The sequence below is a fragment of the Kribbella amoyensis genome (genome assembly GCF_007828865.1).
Lineage (GTDB): Bacteria > Actinomycetota > Actinomycetes > Propionibacteriales > Kribbellaceae > Kribbella > Kribbella amoyensis.
In genome coordinates, this window is the sequence record NZ_VIVK01000001.1 from 4,553,388 (window position 1) to 4,570,578 (window position 17,191).

The following is a 17,191-nucleotide window of genomic DNA, read 5'->3' on the forward strand; positions in this document are numbered from 1 at the left end:
CTCCTTGACTCACCGTGAGCGCGGACGGGCGCTCGGTGAAAACTATGCTCAACTCATGCGTAGTTCAACCCTTGTTGTCTCGAACTTCGGTCCATTCGTTATCGGCGGGTGCGGATTTCCGTCGCTTCGAGGCGTAAACCGGGCATCATGAAGTCCGTGCAGTCGCAGACGGAGACGCTCACTGTCGGCGCCACCGCGCGTCGTCTGGGGATCGCCGCGCCCACCCTGCGGAGCTGGGAGCGCCGGTACGGACTGCGCCCGAGCGCGCGGAGTACAGGCGGTCATCGGCGGTACAGCCTGGAGGATCTGGCGCGGCTGCGCGCGATGCTCCGGATGGTCAACGAGGGCGTGCCGACGGCCGAGGCGGCGTCGGTGGTCCGGGACCGCGTGTACGCGCCCGCGGCCTCGACTGTGATCTCCACCACTTCGGTCGCCGACACCCAGGTCGTGACGCGTCCGCTGGCCCAGCCGCGGCCGAAGGTGCGGCGCGAACCGGCCCGTCCGGCGGACCTGTTCGCGCTCGCCAACGCGATGGACAGCGAGCGGCTGACCCACGAGGTCGCGCGGAGCCTGGACCGGGCCGGCGCGGTCGAGTCCTGGACGAACCGGCTCGCGCCGTTGCTCGTCGACGTCGGCGACCAGTGGGAGACCACCGGTGCCTGTGTCGAGGTCGAGCACCTCGCGTCCGACGCGGTCGCGGCCGGCCTGCGGTACCACACCCGCCGCGCGGTCGAGCGGTTCCGCCCGGACGAGTCCGAGCGCGCCGTCGTCCTCGCCTGCCTCGAGCGGGAGGACCACGCGTTGCCGCTGCTCGCGCTCGCGGCCGCGCTCGCCGAGCGATCCGTCCGGGTCCGTACCCTCGGCGCCGCCACCCCGGTCAGCTCGCTGTCGGCCGCGGTCCGCCGGATCCGGCCGGCCGCCGTGTTCATCTGGTCCAGCGCGCCCGCGACCGCGGACCTGTCGGCGCTGAAGGTGCTCGCCCGCACCCGCCCGCCGTACGCGCTGGTCGTCGGCGGACCGGGCTGGGAATCGATGGGCCGGCCGCACGGCTGGGTCGGCACGCTGGAGGAGGCCGTGGACGCGCTGATGCTCGCCGTCCGCCCGTAGAGGCTTTGTTGTCGCGGCCTTGCTTCAAATGATGAGGGCGCCGAGGATCGCGGCGCCGAGGCCGAGGACCAGGTTGAGGGCCACGTTGAGCACGGCCCGGCCGCGTCCACCCGCGACGGCGAGCTGGACGGTCTCGGCCGCGAACGTGCTGTACGTCGTGAACGCGCCGCAGAACCCGACGCCGACGAGCAGCGTGGCCGTGTCGTCCGTGATGCCGGTCATCAGGCCGAGGACGAAGCTGCCGAGGACGTTCACCGCGAGCGTGCCCCACGGGAACGGCTTCGTCCGGCCGCGCATCATCCGGGTGACGAAGTACCGGTCGGTGAGGAAGCGCAGCGGTGCCCCGACCGCGGCGCCGGCGGCGACCAGGAGGACGTTCACCGGCTCGCCACCCAGTCACCGAGCGCGGCCGCGAGCAGGGCGGCCAGGAGAGTGCCGAAGAAGTAGACCAGGGCAACGATCGCGTGGTGGGGGAGCAGCCGCTCGGTGTCGACCGCGAAGGTGGAGAACGTGGTGAACCCGCCGAGGACGCCGGTCGCGAGGAACGGCCGGAGCAGCGAGTGGGTGCGGGGCGTGATCCGGGCGAGCAGGAGGCCGATCGCGAAACAGCCGGCCACGTTGGTGACGAACGTCGACCAGGGGAACCCGCCCGGACTGTGCGGAATCGCCTCGGCGAGACCGTAGCGGGCCAGCGATCCGGCGATCCCGCCCGCCGCGATCACTCCGAGGATCCGCGGCAGGCCGGGATCAGCGCTCATCAGCGGGATCGTAGCGGTAGTACTCGTGCGCGCCGTGTGCGGTGTCCCGCTCGCCGGACAAGGCGCGGATCACCATCGCGTGCGTGACCACGAGGACCGGGCCGTCGGTGTGCGCGGTGTGCCGGGCGAGGGCGGCGCGGGCGCGTTCGCGGACCTGGGACAGCGGCTCCCACGGTCGCGGGATCCCCTCCGGCCACTCGCCGGCGTACTCCTCGAACTCGGCCTGGGCCGCCCGGACGTCCGCGACCCCGCGCCACCACCCGGTACTGTCCGGCAGCCAGTCGCGGAGCTCGTGGTCGACCCGGACGCCCAGGGCGAGCCGGTGCCCGATGATCGAGGCGCTGTGCAGGGCCCGGGTGAACGGCGAGCTGACCAGGTACGTCGCGCCGATGCCGCCGAGCAGGTCGGCGACCTCTTCGGCCTGCTTCATCCCGGCTGGGCTGAGCGGAGCCATGCCGGCCGCCACGCCGGGCCAGCCGCGGGAGTCCACGGCGTCGTAGTCCGGTGCGCCGTGCCGGACCAGGTAGATGTGGGTCACGGCGTAGTTCTACCGGAGATGCCGAGCACCAGCCCACCCGCGCGCGTGGCTCCCGGGCTCACCAGGCGGCCGCACCGCATGCTGGACCCCGAACAGCGGGTCGTTGTCGGAGTACCGCTCGGCCGACCCACCGTACGGAGGAGCTGCCTCGCCGTCGGCCCGATGCGCTGCCCCATGGTGCGGAACAGGCCGCGGCCCGACCCCAGCCAAGCTGGTCGGCGAACCAGAGCCTGACCGCGGCGCGAACCCGGTAGGAATCGCCTCCGTCGGCCGCGAGCCGGCGTCCTCGAGGCGGGGACCGTGCCCAGCCCGACCAGCGGACACCGGCGGGGCGCCGGCGGCGACGGACGAGGGCGCGGGGCGCGGCGTGAGTGTGGCGGGGACAGAGCGCGGGGTCGGCTCCGACGCCGGAGCTGGGCGCGGCGCGAGGCTCGGCGGGATCGCAGGCGGGGCCGGGCGGGTGGTGGCCGCGGCGGTCTGGCTCGGGGCGAGGCGGGCGGTCAGGGTCCCCAGCGTGGTCGTACCGACTGAGGTGGGAGAGGCCGCCAGCGGGTCGGTCGTTGTCTCCAGCGGGTCTGGCGTGGGGGAGGCGTCGGGATCGAGCCAGTGCACTTCGGTGGCGCCTTGGTGACCATGGACGGCGAGGATGGAGTCCAGGTCGGGCCAGACGGCCGTGGCCGGGTTGCTGCCGCGCCAGCGCAGGGCCACGGAGCCGTCGGTGAAGACGCAGCCTTCGGCGACCACGCCGGTGCCGGAGACGCCGCTCAGGTCGCGGTACCGGACCAGCTCGAACGTCCGCGGCCTCATCTCGGGTCCTCGACCAGGTCGCAGTTGCCTGTTCGTAGCTCGCCCGCCGGACCCGCCACCGTGCTCGACTCCTCGATCGTCGACTGTCGTTGCGACCCTCAACGACGGACCCCGGCCCCTGGTTACTGACCGGAAAGCAGCTGTCTCACACCGCGACCCGAGTTGTCTCACGCCGCATGCAGACCCGCTCGGCCGGGTCGAGCCCGATCGCGGCTTCCGCCGTCAGTACCTCGACCAGGCCCGGCGTCAGCTCGTCTGCCGAGAGCTCGCGGAAGCCCAGCCGCGCGTAGTACGGCGCGTTCCACGGCACGCTGCTGAAGGTCGAGAGGGTGAGGGCCGGCAGCCCACGCGCGGCAGCCCAAGCGTCCACGGTGTCGATCAGCGCCCGGCCGCGGCCCTGGCGCGCGGACGAGGGATGCACGCTGACCTGCTCGACATGAGCGGCGCCGTCGATCAGCTTCACCAGGACGAAGCCGACCGGCCGGTCGTCGGCGTCGGTACTGACCCACGCGCGGCCGGCTGCCTGGAAATGCTCGAACACCTCGGCGGTCGGCGGTGGATGCTCGGCGACCTCGACCCTGCCGATCTGCCGGAAGAGATCGCCGGCCGCGACTTCGAGGGCAGGGAGGCTGGGCAGATCACTGGGGAGCGCAAGGCGTTCGGGCACTCGCGCAGCAAAGCACGCCAGGCCCCGACCGAGCGACGGGATAATGGCCGGCCGACTCCGTGCGCAAGGTCCGCCGGCCGCCGGCCGGCGAGGCCCGCCGACTTTGTGTACCGACCGGTTGTCCGCGGTGCAGCTGGGTGGTCGGTGCGTGCACAAGGTAGCTCGGTAGCCAGTGGGGGTTGGGCTCGGTGATGGCTGGCGGGTTGTTGGCCAGCTGGCGGGTTGTAACGCGCCATCCGTTCAACAAGCCGTCAGCGACCTCGAGTTCTGCCGACTTTGAGCACCGGCCGGTCGTTTTCGGTGCTGTTGGGTGGTCGACGCGTGCACAAAGTGGAAACCCGGGGAGCCCGGTGGGAGCCCGGGGAGTGGACAGGTGGGGGAGTGGGTGGGAGGAGGGTGGTAGGTTGAGGCACGTGAAGCGCAGCTATTGGCGATTTTTTGAGTGGCCGGCCTTGGTGCCGGGCGACTCAGCCGATCGCTGACGCCCACCTCCCCGCACCAGAGCCGGCCCGAAGGCAAGGACAACCGTCCTTGCCTTTTGTCATGTCAGCCGGCGCTGTCCTCGGGTTCAGGTGCCGGCGGAAAGGTCCCCCAGGATGAACACCCTGCCGCACCGTACCGATCAGGGCGCGGTCGTCGACCGACGGATCGAGAAGACCGTCCCGCTGGTCACCCCGGCGACGTTGCACGACGAGTTGCCGCTGACCGACAAGCTCGCCGACGCCGTCGTGGCCGGCCGGGACGCGGTCGCCCGCGTGCTGGACGGTACCGACGACCGGCTGCTCGTCGTCGTCGGCCCGTGCTCGGTCCACGACGCCCAGGCCGCGCTGGAGTACGCCGACCGGTTGCGTCCCGTCGCCGAGCGGCTGTCCGACGGCCTGCTGGTCGTGATGCGCGTGTACTTCGAAAAGCCGCGGTCCACGCTCGGCTGGAAGGGGCTCATCAACGACCCCGGCCTGGACGGCTCCGGTGACGTGAACACCGGGCTGCGGACCGCCCGCGCGCTGCTGCTGGAGGTCCTGGACAAGGGCCTGCCGGTCGGCTGCGAGTTCCTCGACCCGATCACCCCGCAGTACATCGCGGACACCGTCGGCTGGGGCGCGATCGGCGCCCGCACGGTGGAGAGCCAGGTGCACCGGCAGCTCTCGTCCGGGCTGTCGATGCCGATCGGGATGAAGAACCGCCCGGACGGCAGCATCGGTACGGCGGTCGACGCGATCAAGGCGGCCGCGGTCCCGCACGTGTTCACCGGTATCGCGCACGACGGCGCCCCGGCGATCCTGCACACCCGCGGCAACCCCGACTGCCACCTGGTCCTGCGCGGCTCCGACGCCGGCCCGAACTACGACGCCGAGTCCGTCGAGGGGGCGCTGGAGCTGCTCCGCAAGGCGGGCCTGCCCGAGCGAGTCGTCGTCGACGCGAGCCACGGCAACTCCCGCAAGGACCACCGCCGGCAGCCCGAGGTCGCGGCCGAGATCGGGGCCCAGGTGGCGGCCGGGAACAGCGCGATCGTCGGCGTGATGCTGGAGTCGTTCCTGGTCGAGGGCCGCCAGGACCTGGACCCGACCCGCGAGCTCATCTACGGTCAGTCGATCACCGACGCCTGCCTGAGCTGGGAGACCACCGAGACCGTGCTCGAGGGACTGCGCGACGCGGTGCTGGCCCGCCGTCGTACCAACGCGTGAACCTCTGCGGAACCCACAGCAGAAGGGATCCCGCGACCGGTCCGGGCTGAACTAGCGTCCGGGCCATGACTGAGATCTCCCGCCGTCGGGTTCTCGGTGCGGCGGCCGGTGGGGCAGCGTTCTCGTTGCTCCCACCGTCGCTGCACCAGGCGATGGCGCAACCGATGCGATCGGGTGGACTGAAGGCTGTCGAGCACGTGATCGTGCTGATGCAGGAGAACAGGTCGCCGAGGACCCGACGTACCGCCGCCGGCTGACCGGCCACGTCGAATCCGGCCGCGGCCTCACCGCCTAGGTCCCACCCGCGGTCACCAGCCCCACCCGCGCACTTTGTGCACGGATCAGTCGTACCCGGATCACTTTGGGCGCGCATCGGCCACGTCGGAGCGTGAGAGATGGCGGGCTTGTGCACGAAGTGCGGTCGGCGCGGCCAGTACAGGCTCGGGAAGTGACGGCGCGCGGCGGGAGAGCTGGGCGGTGAGGTGGGTGTTCCTGCTGACGAACTTTGTGCGCGGGTCGGTCGTGCCCAACTCTCCTTGTGCACCCGCCAGGCATGTCGAACGGCCAGAAACAGCTGACCCGCGCACAAAGTGCGGAGGGCGGCGGGGAGGGCGGCGGGGAGGGGCGGTGGGGAGGGCGGCAAGCGGGGTAGGTGCAGGGAGCGGGCGAGCAGGGGTGGGCGCGGTGTGGTGGTGGCGCGCGAGGACGCGAGGGTGAGGACGCGAGGGTGGCGCGCGGTGTGGTGGGGGGGGGCGAGGACGCGAGGTTGGGGCGCGGTGGGGTGGTGTGGTTAGAACAACGGGCCGCTCATCCGGCGTTGGATCTCCTCGACGTCCTCGCGGGTGAGCTGGCCGAGGAGGCGGGCGCCGGAGACCACCGAGAGGGTGTTGTCCTGGTGGGACGGCTCGATCCGGCCCTCGTCGTGGTCCTCCTGCTGAAACGGCCAGGCGGCGACGGCGGACAGCATCTCCTCGCGCTCGACGAAGCCGGCGGCGTACAGCTCGAGGTAGCCGCGCAGGGAGGGCTCGGTCTCGATGTGGGGGTCGTCCATTGCGGACTCCTGGGAAGGGGTGGGGGTCAGCGGGCGATCGCCGCCGTGCGCGCGGTGGTGACGGTGATCAGGTCGGTGGGGGTCAGGCCGAGGTCGAGCCCGCGGCGCCCGCCGGAGACGTAGACCGTGGGGTACTGCGTGGCGGTCGTGTCGACGACCGTCGGGAGCCGGCGCTTCTGGCCGATCGGGCTGATCCCGCCGACCACGTACCCGGTGGTGCGTTCCGCCGCGGCCGGGTCGGCCATCACGGCCTTCTTGCCGTCGAGCGCGGCCGCGACCGCCTTCAGGTCGAGCTGCCGGTCGACCGGGACGACGCCGACGGCGAGCTTGCCGTCGACCTCGACGAGCAGCGTCTTGAACACCTGCTCGGCCGGCAGCCCGAGCACCTCGGCCGCCTCCAGCCCGTACGACTTCGCGGCCGGGTCGTGCTCGTAGGCGTGCGTCGTGAACGGCAACCCCGCCTTGATCAGCGCGACCGTCGCCGGCGTTCCCTGCCCGGCCTGCTTGCTTTTCGCCACGACGCCGAGCCTAGGGCATGTCTGGCAATTCCCCGCCTACTGCGCGGAACTACCAGCCACGCCCTAGACCCAGGACCATCTGGTGCGGTCAGCGGTTGTCCCAGCCCCGCCGCGGTGCGTGCGTACCGGGCCGGGCGGTGTCGCGGCTGCGATAGACGATGTACGGCCGGGTGAGGTACCCGAGCGGCGCGCTGAAGACGTGGACGAGCCGGGTGAACGGCCAGAGCGCGAACAGGGCGATCGCGACCAGGCCGTGCAGCTGGAAGGTCAACGGCGCGTCGGCCATCAGTTCGGGGTGCGGGTCGAACCGGAAGATGCCGCGGAACCACACCGACACCCCTTCCCGGTAGTCGTAGTCGCCGACCAGGTTGGCGACCACGGTGTTCGCCAGGCCGAGCAGGATCACCGTGGCCAGGAAGAGGTACATCACCTTGTCCATCACCGTGGTCGCGGAGAACACCGGGCCGACGGTCCGCCGCCGGTAGATCAGGATCGTCATCCCGACCACGGTGCAGAAGCCGGCCACGGCACCGATCGACACGGCGAAGAAGTGGTACAGCCCTTCGGAGACGCCGGCCGCCTCGGTCCACGACTTCGGGATCCCGAGTCCCATCACGTGGCCGAGGAAGACCGCGAGGATGCCGAAGTGGAACAACGGGCTGCCCCAGCGCAGCAACCGGGTCTCGTACAGCTGCGACGACCGGGTGGTCCAGCCGAACTTGTCGTACCGGTACCGCCAGACGTGCCCGACCACGAACACGGTCAGGCAGATGTACGGGAACACCACCCAGAGGATCTCGTTCATCGGCGGGCTCCCGGCATCGGCGGCACGGCGTACGGGGTGAGGCCGACCTCTTCGCGCGGTGGGCCTTCGGCGGCGAGCCGGCGGACGGCGGTGAGTTCGTCACCCACCAACGGCGGCAGCGTCCCCGTGACCGCCTCGACCGCGCCGAGCCAGGGGGAGTCCGCGTCGGCCAGCGCGAGCCGGAGGAGTTCGAGCCCGGCGCGGTGGTCGAGCAGGAGCCGCCAGCCGAGTCGCTGGTCCACGGTCGCGGCGTACTCCAGGACGACGCACAGGTGGTCGGGCAGCTCGGTGTCGTCGAGGACGTACCCGGAGCGCAGGTACGTCTGCTTGAACCGCAGCAGCGCGACCCCTCGTCGCCGGGTGTCGCCGTGCGCGAAGTACGTGAGGTACAGGTTCGTTCGCCTTCGCGAGTCGAAGCACTCGACGTACTCGCGCTGCGCGAGCGGGAGCGCGATCGCCCCGAGCCGCGCGACCGTACGTCGCAACGGCTCACCGACGGGGAAGGGCAACTGGCCGGACAACCGCTGGATCAGGTCGAGCCGGAACGCGAGCTCCTCGTCCGGATAGTCGAGCAGCAACGACGCGGACTGCCACGCGATCGCCAGTTGCTCGGCCGGCAACCGCGGCCCCGGACGCTTGCCGGTCATTGCGGATCTCCGTCGGACCGCGGTGGGAACAGCCCTTGCGGCGCGCCCTTGCCGTCCCAGTTGAGCAGGTTCACCCGCTCGCCCTTGTCCTCGGGCGACGCCATCGTGTCGGCGGTCTGGCGGTCCCGCAGCATCCGGAAGTTCTCCACCGCGACCGGCGTCGGCGCCCCCGAACCCTCGCCGAACGGCCCGGATCCGCCCATCCCCGGGCCACCCTCGTAGTCGAGCGAGCACTCCGTCGCGAGCTCCTCCAGCGCGTGCCCCTGCTCCGCGTGCGCCGGCGGGATCACGTACCGCTCGTCGTACTTCGCCAACGCCAGCAGGCGGTACAGGTCGTACAGGTCCTCCTCGCTCATCCCGACGCTCGCCGGAATCCGGGCGTCCGGGTCCCGGCCGAGGTTGATGTCCCGCAGGTACGAGCGCATCGCGGCCAGCTTGTGCAGGACGGCGTCGACAGGAGCCACGTCGCCCGCGGTGAACAGCTCGGCCAGGTACTCGATCGGGATCCGCAGTGCGTCGATCGCGGCGAACAGGTTGCCGCGGTCCTCCGGGTCCTCGCCGGTCTCCTTGACCACGTCGACCACGGGCGACAACGGCGGGATGTACCAGACCATCGGCATCGTCCGGTACTCCGGATGCAACGGCAGCGCGACCTTGTACTTGTTGATCAATGCGTACACGGGGGACCGCTGGGCCGCCTCCACCCAGTCGTGCGGGATCCCGGCGCGCTCGGCCTCCCGGCGGACCTCGGGGTCGTTCGGGTCGAGGAAGACCTCACGTTGTGCCTCGTACAAGCCGTGCTCGTCCGTCGTCGACGCCGCGGCGAGCACGCGGTCCGCGTCGTACAGCACCAGCCCGATGTACCGCAGCCGGCCGACGCAGGTCTCCGAGCAGACCGTCGGCAGGCCGACCTCGACGCGGGGGAAGCAGAACGTGCACTTCTCCGCCTTGCCGGTCCGGTGGTTGAAGTAGACCTTCTTGTACGGGCAGCCGGACACGCACATCCGCCAGCCCCGGCAGCGGTCCTGGTCGACCAGGACGATGCCGTCCTCCTCGCGCTTGTAGATCGCCCCGCTCGGGCAGGACGCGGCGCACGACGGATTGAGGCAGTGCTCGCAGATCCGCGGCAGGTAGAACATGAACGTCTGCTCGAACTCGAACCGGACCTTGTCGCCGACCGCCTTCAGGATCGGGTCCCGCTCGGCCGTCGCCTTGGAGCCGCCGAGATCGTCGTCCCAGTTCGCCGACCAGGTCACCTTGGTCTCCTGGCCGGTGATCAGCGACCGCGGCCGCGCGACCGGGGTGTGCTCCTGGGCCGGCGCGTCGGTCAGCGTGGCGTAGTCGTAGGTCCAGGGTTCGTAGTAGTCCTGCAACGAGGGCAGCTTCGGGTTCGAGAAGATCGTCAGCAGCTTGCGCAGCCGGCCGCCGCCCTTCAAGGCGAGCCGGCCGCGCCGGTTCAGCGTCCAGCCGCCCTTCCAGGTCTCCTGGTCCTCGTACGTGCGCGGGTACCCCTGGCCGGGCCGGGTCTCGACGTTGTTGAACCACACGTACTCCGTGCCGGTGCGGTTCGTCCACGCCTGCTTGCAGGTCACCGAGCAGGTGTGGCACCCGATGCACTTGTCCAGGTTCATCACCATCGCGAGCTGGGCCATCACGCGCATCAGTACGTCACCTCCTGCGAGCGCCGGCGGATCACGGTCACCTCGTCGCGCTGGTTCCCGGTCGGGCCGAGGTAGTTGAAGGCGAACGACAGCTGCGCGTACCCGCCGATCAGGTGGCTCGGTTTGATCAGCAACCGGGTCAGCGAGTTGTGGATGCCGCCGCGCTTCTTCGACGTCTCCGCGATCGGGACGTCGATCAACCGGTCCTGCGCGTGGTGCATGTAGACGGTGCCCTCGGGCATCCGGTGCGAGACGACCGCCCGGGCGACCACGACGCCGTTGCGGTTGACGGCCTCGATCCAGTCGTTGTCCGCGACCCCGATCTTGGCGGCGTCACGGTCGCTCAGCCAGATCGTCTGGCCGCCGCGGGACAGCGACAACATGAACAGGTTGTCCTGGTACTCCGAGTGGATGGACCACTTGCTGTGCGGCGTGAGGTACCGGACCGTGATGCCGTGCTCGGTGACGGACCCGAGCTCCGGCTCGGCGAACAACGCGCCGAGGTCGAGCGGCGGCCGGTACACGGGGAGGTTCTCGCCGAGTTCGGCCATCCAGTCGTGGTCGAGGAAGAAGTGCTGCCGCCCGGTCAGCGTGTGCCACGGTTTCAGCCGCTCGACGTTGACGGTGAACGGGGAGTACCGCCGGCCGCCTGTCTCGGACCCGGACCACTCCGGCGAGGTGATCACCGGGGTCGGCGCGGCTTGCGTGTCGGCGAAGGTGATCTGCTTGCCCTCGTGCTCGGCGGCCAGGTCGTGCAGTTGCTTGCCGACCCGGCGTTCGAGGGTCTTGAACCCCTCGGTCGCGAGCTTGCCGTTGGTGGTCCCGGACAACGCCAGGATCGCTTCACAGGCGTGGATGTCGCGCCGCAACGAGGGCCGCCCGTCGGCCGGTCCACCGCGGATCGGCCCGTTCTTCGCCCGCAGGTAGTCGACCGACTCCTTGACGTCGTAGGTCACGCCCTTGGTGGTCGCGCCGAGCTTGTCGAGCAGCGGTCCGAGCGCGGCCATCTTCGCGGCCACGGCCGGGTAGTCGCGTTCGACCTCGACCAGCTTGGGCATCGTGAGACCCGGGACCGGTTCGCACTCACCGGCCTTCCAGTCCTTGACGATGCCGTGCGGAGTCGCGAGCTCGTCCGGGGTGTCGTGCAGCAGCGGGACCGCGACGAGGTCGTGCCGGACGCCGAGGTGCAACGCCGCGAGCTCGCTGAACTTCTCCGCGATCGTCTGCCACGCGTCCCAGTCCGTCCGGGTCTGCCACGGTGGAGCGATCGCGGGGTTGAACGAGTGCACGAACGGATGCATGTCCGTCGTGTTGAGATCGTGCTTCTCGTACCAGGTCGCGGCCGGCAGCACGACGTCGGAAAACAAGGTCGTGCTGGTTTGCCGGAAATCCAGCGTCAGCAGGAGATCCAGCTTCCCTCGCGGTGCTTCGTCGTGCCACTCGACCTCACGAGGCCGGTGCTCCGGTGGTGCTTCCGCGGCCCGCAACGACGATCCGGCGCCGAGCAGGTGCTCGAGGAAGTACTCGTTGCCCTTGGCCGACGAGCCGAGCAGATTCGCCCGCCAGATCGCCAGGATCCGCGGGAAGTTCTCCGGCGCGTCCGGGTCCTCGCAGGCGAACCGCAGCGCGCCCGACTTCAGCTGGTCCACCACGTGCTCGGCCACCGGGCGACCGGCCGCGCGCGCCTCGTCGGCGAGGTCGTGCGGGTTCCGGTCGAAGGTCGGGTACGACGGCATCCAGCCGAGCCGGGCGCTGAGCGCGATCAGTTCGGCCGTCGATCGCCCGGTCAGCTTGCCCGCTCCGGCGGACCAGGTGCCGGCGTCGAACCGGTCGTACCGGAACTGGTCCGTGTGCAGGTACCAGTACGCGGTCTGGATCATCTGCCGAGGCGGCCGGGACCAGTCCAGCGCCCCTGCCAGCTGGGCCCAGCCGGTGACCGGGCGGCACTTCTCCTGGCCTACGTAGTGCGCCCAACCGCCGCCGTTCACGCCCTGGCAGCCGGTCAACGTGGTCAGCGCGAGGAAGGCCCGGTAGATCGTGTCGGAGTGGAACCAGTGGTTCGTCCCGGCCCCCATCACGATCATCGAGCGGCCCTTGGAGTCGGCCGCGTTCTGGGCGAACTCGCGTGCGATCCGGGCCGCCGCGACCGCCGGGACACCGGTGATGCGTTCCTGCCAGGCCGGGGTGTACGGCGCGTCGGCGTCGTCGTACGAGGTCGGCCAGGTGCCCGGCAACCCGGGCCGCGCGACGCCGTACTGGGCCAGCATCAGGTCGAGGACGGTGGTGACCAGGTGGCCCTCGATCCGCCGGGCCGGGACGCCGCGGATCTCGGCGGCCGCGGTGCCGTCGTCGAAGCGGGCGAGCTCGACCGGGACCGGCTCGGCCTGGTCGCCGAGCAGGGTGAGGACGGGATCGACGTCGCCGTGGTCCAGGTTCCAGCGGCCTGCGCCGGTCTCGCCGAAGCGGTGCCCGAGGGATCCGTTCGGGACCACGGGATCGCCGGTCCGGCCGTCCAGCAGCATCGGCTTGAACTGCGCGTTCTCCTCGGCGACGAAGGCGGGCAGGTCGGCCGCGGTGAGGAACTTGCCCGGCCGGTACGTCCCGTCCGCGGTCTCCTCGAGCCGGATCAGGTACGGCAGGTCCGTGTAGGTCTTGCCGTACTCGGTGAAGTACGGGGTCTGCGCGTCGACGAAGAACTCGCGCAGGATCACATGGCCCATCGCCATCGCCAGCGCGCCGTCGGTACCAGGGGCCGCAGGCAACCATTCGTCGGCGAACTTCACGTTGTCGGCGTAGTCCGGCGCCACCGCGACCACCTTCTGGCCGCGGTACCGCGCCTCGGCCATCCAGTGCGCGTCCGGGGTCCGGGTGACCGGCAGGTTCGAGCCCCACATGATCAGGTAGCCCGCGTCCCACCAGTCCGCCGACTCGGGCACGTCGGTCTGGTCGCCGAAGACCTGTGGCGACGCGACCGGCAGATCGGCGTACCAGTCGTAGAAGGACAGCATGGTGCCGCCGACCAGCGAGGTGAACCGGGCCCCGGACGCGTGCGACACCATCGACATCGCGGGGATCGGCGAGAACCCGGCGATCCGGTCCGGGCCCCACTTCTTCAGCGTGTGCACGTACGCCGCGGCGACCAGCTCGGTCGCCTCGTCCCAACTCGCTCGCACCAACCCGCCCTTCCCGCGGGCCGCCTTGTACTGCGCGGCGCGGGCGGGGTCGTCGACGATGCTCGCCCAGGCGGCGACCGGATCACCGAGTTCGGCCTTGGCTTCGCGGTAGAGCTGGAGCAGGATCCCGCGGATGTAGGGATAGCGGATCCGGGTCGGCGAGTAGGTGTACCAGGAGAAGGCGGCGCCGCGCGGGCAACCGCGGGGCTCGTACTCCGGTTTGTCCGGGCCGACCGAGGGATAGTCGGTCTGCTGGGTCTCCCAGGTGATGATGCCGTCCTTGACGTACACCTTCCACGAGCAGGAGCCGGTGCAGTTCACCCCGTGCGTCGACCGCACCACCTTGTCGTGGCTCCAGCGGTCCCGGTAGAAGTCGTCCGCGTCGCGACCGCCGATCTGGTGCAGGGTGCGCAGGTCGGCGGACACCTCGCCGCGGGTGAAGTACCGGCGGGTGCGGACCAGGGCCTCGCTCAGCCCGCTGTCCAGACCGATCTCGCCGTGCTGCCCGTTCGGACGAGCCTCACTGCCCATGTCGTTCCCCTCGCTGGTCGGCTACCGCTGCTGGACTGCCTTGTTCGCCGTGGATCTGACGACGGTCAGGGTGAGAAGCAGGGTCAGGGCCGCAGTGACCGACAGCAGGCCGAGGCCGATCGCGTACGAGTCGGTGCGGCCGTAGACGTAGCCCATGATCAGCGGCGGGACGAAGCCGCCGAGACCGCCGGCGGCGCCGACCAGACCGGTCACGCCGCCCACCCGGGAGGGCTCGACCACGCGTGCGACCAGCGCGAAGGTGGCCCCGCTGCCCGAACCGAGCGCGGCGGCCATCGCCAGGAACGCGACCGTGCCGATCCACTCCAGCAACGGGGTGGACGCCGCGACGGCCGCGCCGGCCACGACCACGCCGTACCCGGCGGCGAGGACGGGGATCGGGCCGAGCCGGTCCGACAACCAGCCGCCGACCGGGCGCATCAGGACGGCGACGGCCACGAAGCCGGCCATCCGGTTCGCCGCGTCGGCCGCGGTCAGGTCGTACGCGGTCTTCAGGTACGAGGGCAGGTAGACGGAGAACGCGACGTACCCGCCGAAGGCGACCGCGTAGAGGATGCAGGCCTGCCAGGAGATCGGCAGCTTCGCGGTCGCGACGAGCCGGGTGACGAGCGAGCCGCTCGGCGGGGTACGGCCGGGGGCGTCCCGGAGCAGCACCCAGGACGCGACCGCGTACACGGCCAGGATGGCCGCGGTGAGCAGGAACGGGACCTTGTGGCCGGGGCCGTTGTAGAGCTTGACCGTGGTCAGCGCGCTGATCGCGGTCCCGCCCATGCCGGCGCCGAAGATCCCGATCGCCAGGCCGCGGCGTTCCGGCGGGAACCACGCGTTCACAAACGGGACGCCGACCGCGAACGTGGTGCCGCCGATGCCGAGGAAGAAACCGCCGACCAGCAGCAGGGCGTACGAGTCCAGGCCGAAGAACGCGAGGAACAGCACCGGGACGATGGTCGCCGCCGAGACCAGCGGGAACATCAGCCGGCCACCGAACCGGTCGGTCAGCGCGCCGATCGGGATCCGGCCGACCGAACCGACCAGCACCGGGACCGCGACCAGCAGGGCGACGTCGGACTCCGACAACGTGCCGACCGTGCCCTCGGTCCGGAACAACGGTCCCAACGGGCTGAGCAGCGCCCAGGCCCAGAAGTTCACCGCGAACCCGATCGTCGCGATCGTCAGCATCAGCCACGGCGAGCGCGGCGCGGCCACGGTGCTCTCGCTGCCACCGGCCCCGGTGACACTGGTTCGACTCGCCATCGCTGCCCCCTCCGCCCGCTCCGAGACGTTGCCGACGGCCACTTCGCCGGCCGTATCGCGGTGACACCCACAGCCTGCGGGCCGGGCGGCATCGACGGAAGGGCCGGGAGTCCTCCGCCCGCCCGCCGAAATGCCCTGCCCCGCAGAGCCGCTACCCGTTACCCACCGTACTTATCCGCAAACGGCGAGTCGAGAGTCAGAGCGTCGGGTGCAGGCGGACGCAGCAGTGCCCGGGCGTCGGCTGGAGCCGGGCCTCGAAGCCGGGGTCGGAGTCGAGCAGACCCTCGACGAGGCGCAGCGTCATCGTGCAGACCAGGCCGGGATGGTCCTTGGCGAGCACCCGGAACGGGCAGTTGCCCAGCGCGACCGTCTCGCCCTCCCGCCGCGGCTCGAACCCGTGCTCCTCGAGCACCCGCAGCACGGGACTGCCACCCGCCGGGGTCTGCGCGAGCGACCGCCCGTACTCGCGGGCCCGGCGTTCGAGCGCCTCGCGGGGCGAGCTGCCGTCGGCCTCGGCGTCCTCGACGGCCCCCGCGAGCAGGCGGCCGGCGACGGCGTACTGGCGCTCGGGCAGGGTGACCTCGATGTCCTGCTCGGAGCGGCGGTACAGCTTGGCCGGGCGGCCGGCGCCGGGACCGGTCCGGCCGGAGCGGCGTTCGAGGGCGACGTCGAGCAGGCCCTCGGCGGCGAGCTTGTCGAGGTGGAAGGCCGCGGTGGTGCGGGGGAGGGACAGCGCGGCAGCCGCCTCGTCCCGGCCGACCGGCTCGGCCCGCGCCGCGACGTACTCGTAGAGGCGGCGCCGGGTCGGTTCGTCGAGCGCCGCGACCGCCTGCAGCCGCGCTTGCCTGTCCACGGAATGATTCTATCGCCAACTTTCGTTGATAAAACAGTAAGCTGGGGGCGACACCCGACCTGGAGGGGCCCCGATGACCACGATCCGATCCGAACTCGCCGATCCCACCACTCAGCTCGCCGACCCGGACGCACCGGCGAAACTGCACGTGGTCGGCGGCCGCCCCGGGATCGATCTGCCCGCCGCCCAGCAGGCGGTCGCCGATCTGCTCCGCGCCCTCGGCCGGGACCCGGACAGCGCCCACCTCGCCGACACCCCGCGCCGGGTCGCGAACGCGTACGCCGAAATGCTGACGCCACGCGAGTTCGACCTCACCACGTTCCCCAACGACGAGGGGTACGACGAGCTGGTGCTGGCCCGGGACATCCCGGTGCAATCGCTGTGCGAGCACCACCTGCTCCCGTTCGAGGGCGTGGCGCACGTGGGCTACCTGCCCGGCGACCGCATCCTCGGGCTGTCCAAGCTGGCCCGCGTCGTCGAGCTGTTCGCCCGCGACCTGCAGGTGCAGGAGCGGCTGACCAAGCAGGTCGCCGACTGGCTGCAGGGCCACCTCGCCCCGAAGGGCGTCGGGGTCGTGATCGAGGCCGAGCACCAGTGCATGTCGTTGCGCGGGGTCCGCGCCACCGGTTCCCGCACGGTCACCTCGTCGGTCCACGGGGTGCTGCGGACCAACCCGGCCTCGCGTCAGGAGTTCTTCGCGCTGACCGGGATCGCGGCCTGACTCAGGCCGTGGCGACGACCGGTGGGCGCCGGCCGGTGGCCAATGCGTGCGCGACCTCGCCGGGCAGCAGGTGCGTTCCGGCCGTCGGCTCCAGGTCGGAGTCTTCGAGCCAGCGGACCACCGTCGCGCCGGCGTGACCGTGCACGGCGAGGATCGAGTCGAGGTCCGGCCAGACCGCGGTCGACGGGTTGTCGCCGTGCCAGCGCAGCGCGACGGAGCCGTCGGTGAAGACGCACCCCTCCGCCACCACCCCGGTCCCGGAGACACCACTGACATCGGTGAAGCGGACGAGTTGAAAGGTCTGAGGTTTCACCGGCGGACCCCCGTGGTGCCGGCGGCCGAACGGCCGAAGCGAGCTGAAGACATGGTCCTTTCCCCGTGGTCGGCGTGACTGGGC

The 17,191-nt window shown here is 71.2% G+C and carries 18 protein-coding genes; 4 read left to right on the forward strand and 14 right to left on the reverse strand.

Translation table 11 applies throughout. The features are described from left to right. Window positions 1–156: 156 nt before the first annotated feature. Window positions 157–1,107 (forward strand): MerR family transcriptional regulator, encoded by a 951-nt coding sequence (locus tag FB561_RS21455; RefSeq protein ID WP_170284734.1) that lies wholly within the window; start codon window positions 157–159, stop codon window positions 1,105–1,107. Window positions 1,108–1,131: 24 nt separating this feature from the next. Here FB561_RS21455 and crcB read toward each other — a convergent pair whose 3' ends face one another. The 5 genes from crcB to FB561_RS21480 form a co-directional block, all read right to left on the reverse strand. Further along, on the reverse strand, window positions 1,132–1,488 hold the full coding sequence (gene crcB, locus FB561_RS21460) for a fluoride efflux transporter CrcB (protein WP_145809515.1): 357 nt from the start codon (window positions 1,486–1,488) through the stop codon (window positions 1,132–1,134). After that, window positions 1,485–1,865, reverse strand: a complete 381-nt coding sequence (locus FB561_RS21465) for a FluC/FEX family fluoride channel (protein ID WP_145809517.1) — start codon at window positions 1,863–1,865, stop codon at window positions 1,485–1,487. The genes crcB and FB561_RS21465 overlap by 4 nt, the downstream gene beginning before the upstream one ends. Next, a complete protein-coding gene (locus FB561_RS21470) occupies window positions 1,855–2,403 on the reverse strand; it encodes a histidine phosphatase family protein (RefSeq protein WP_145809518.1) in 549 nt (182 codons plus the stop codon). The genes FB561_RS21465 and FB561_RS21470 overlap by 11 nt, the downstream gene beginning before the upstream one ends. Window positions 2,404–2,412: 9 nt before the next feature. Beyond that, window positions 2,413–3,210, reverse strand: a complete 798-nt coding sequence (locus tag FB561_RS38690) for a hypothetical protein (protein WP_238334956.1) — start codon at window positions 3,208–3,210, stop codon at window positions 2,413–2,415. A gap of 145 nt (window positions 3,211–3,355) precedes the next feature. Beyond that, the gene (locus FB561_RS21480; protein WP_145809520.1) at window positions 3,356–3,877 is read right to left on the reverse strand and encodes a GNAT family N-acetyltransferase; all 522 of its coding nucleotides are present in this window, start codon (window positions 3,875–3,877) and stop codon (window positions 3,356–3,358) included. A gap of 596 nt (window positions 3,878–4,473) precedes the next feature. Between FB561_RS21480 and FB561_RS21485 the strand changes: the two genes are divergently transcribed. Together FB561_RS21485 and FB561_RS21490 are read left to right on the forward strand one after the other, a co-directional pair. Further along, on the forward strand, window positions 4,474–5,562 hold the full coding sequence (locus FB561_RS21485; RefSeq protein ID WP_145809521.1) for a 3-deoxy-7-phosphoheptulonate synthase: 1,089 nt from the start codon (window positions 4,474–4,476) through the stop codon (window positions 5,560–5,562). Between the two features lie 65 nt (window positions 5,563–5,627). Then, on the forward strand, window positions 5,628–5,819 hold the full coding sequence (locus FB561_RS21490) for a hypothetical protein (protein ID WP_145809523.1): 192 nt from the start codon (window positions 5,628–5,630) through the stop codon (window positions 5,817–5,819). 533 nt (window positions 5,820–6,352) lie between these two features. Here the strand turns inward: FB561_RS21490 and FB561_RS21495 are convergent. The 8 genes from FB561_RS21495 to FB561_RS21530 all read right to left on the reverse strand — a co-directional run bounded on the left by FB561_RS21495 (window position 6,353) and on the right by FB561_RS21530 (window position 16,073). Then, window positions 6,353–6,613 (reverse strand): hypothetical protein, encoded by a 261-nt coding sequence (locus FB561_RS21495; protein WP_145809525.1) that lies wholly within the window; start codon window positions 6,611–6,613, stop codon window positions 6,353–6,355. A gap of 26 nt (window positions 6,614–6,639) precedes the next feature. After that, window positions 6,640–7,131 (reverse strand): Cys-tRNA(Pro) deacylase, encoded by a 492-nt coding sequence (gene ybaK / locus FB561_RS21500; protein WP_145809526.1) that lies wholly within the window; start codon window positions 7,129–7,131, stop codon window positions 6,640–6,642. 88 nt (window positions 7,132–7,219) lie between these two features. Continuing rightward, window positions 7,220–7,936, reverse strand: coding sequence for a respiratory nitrate reductase subunit gamma (gene narI / locus FB561_RS21505; RefSeq protein WP_145809528.1), 717 nt, complete (start codon window positions 7,934–7,936; stop codon window positions 7,220–7,222). Then, window positions 7,933–8,583, reverse strand: coding sequence for a nitrate reductase molybdenum cofactor assembly chaperone (narJ, locus tag FB561_RS21510; RefSeq protein WP_145809530.1), 651 nt, complete (start codon window positions 8,581–8,583; stop codon window positions 7,933–7,935). Before narJ ends, narI begins: the two co-directional genes overlap by 4 nt. Continuing rightward, window positions 8,580–10,244 (reverse strand): nitrate reductase subunit beta, encoded by a 1,665-nt coding sequence (gene narH / locus FB561_RS21515; RefSeq protein ID WP_145809532.1) that lies wholly within the window; start codon window positions 10,242–10,244, stop codon window positions 8,580–8,582. Before narH ends, narJ begins: the two co-directional genes overlap by 4 nt. Beyond that, window positions 10,244–13,948, reverse strand: coding sequence for a nitrate reductase subunit alpha (locus FB561_RS21520; protein WP_145809533.1), 3,705 nt, complete (start codon window positions 13,946–13,948; stop codon window positions 10,244–10,246). The genes narH and FB561_RS21520 overlap by 1 nt, the downstream gene beginning before the upstream one ends. A gap of 21 nt (window positions 13,949–13,969) precedes the next feature. Continuing rightward, window positions 13,970–15,220, reverse strand: coding sequence for an MFS transporter (locus FB561_RS21525; protein WP_202880694.1), 1,251 nt, complete (start codon window positions 15,218–15,220; stop codon window positions 13,970–13,972). Window positions 15,221–15,416: 196 nt separating this feature from the next. After that, window positions 15,417–16,073: a helix-turn-helix transcriptional regulator gene (locus tag FB561_RS21530; protein ID WP_145809535.1), complete on the reverse strand. Its 657-nt coding sequence runs from the start codon at window positions 16,071–16,073 to the stop codon at window positions 15,417–15,419. Window positions 16,074–16,146: 73 nt separating this feature from the next. On the opposite strand from FB561_RS21530, the gene folE reads away from it, so the two are divergent. Continuing rightward, on the forward strand, window positions 16,147–16,794 hold the full coding sequence (folE, locus tag FB561_RS21535; RefSeq protein ID WP_145809536.1) for a GTP cyclohydrolase I FolE: 648 nt from the start codon (window positions 16,147–16,149) through the stop codon (window positions 16,792–16,794). Window position 16,795: 1 nt separating this feature from the next. Here folE and FB561_RS21540 read toward each other — a convergent pair whose 3' ends face one another. After that, on the reverse strand, window positions 16,796–17,107 hold the full coding sequence (locus FB561_RS21540; protein WP_145809538.1) for a hypothetical protein: 312 nt from the start codon (window positions 17,105–17,107) through the stop codon (window positions 16,796–16,798). Between the last annotated feature and the right edge of the window lie 84 nt (window positions 17,108–17,191).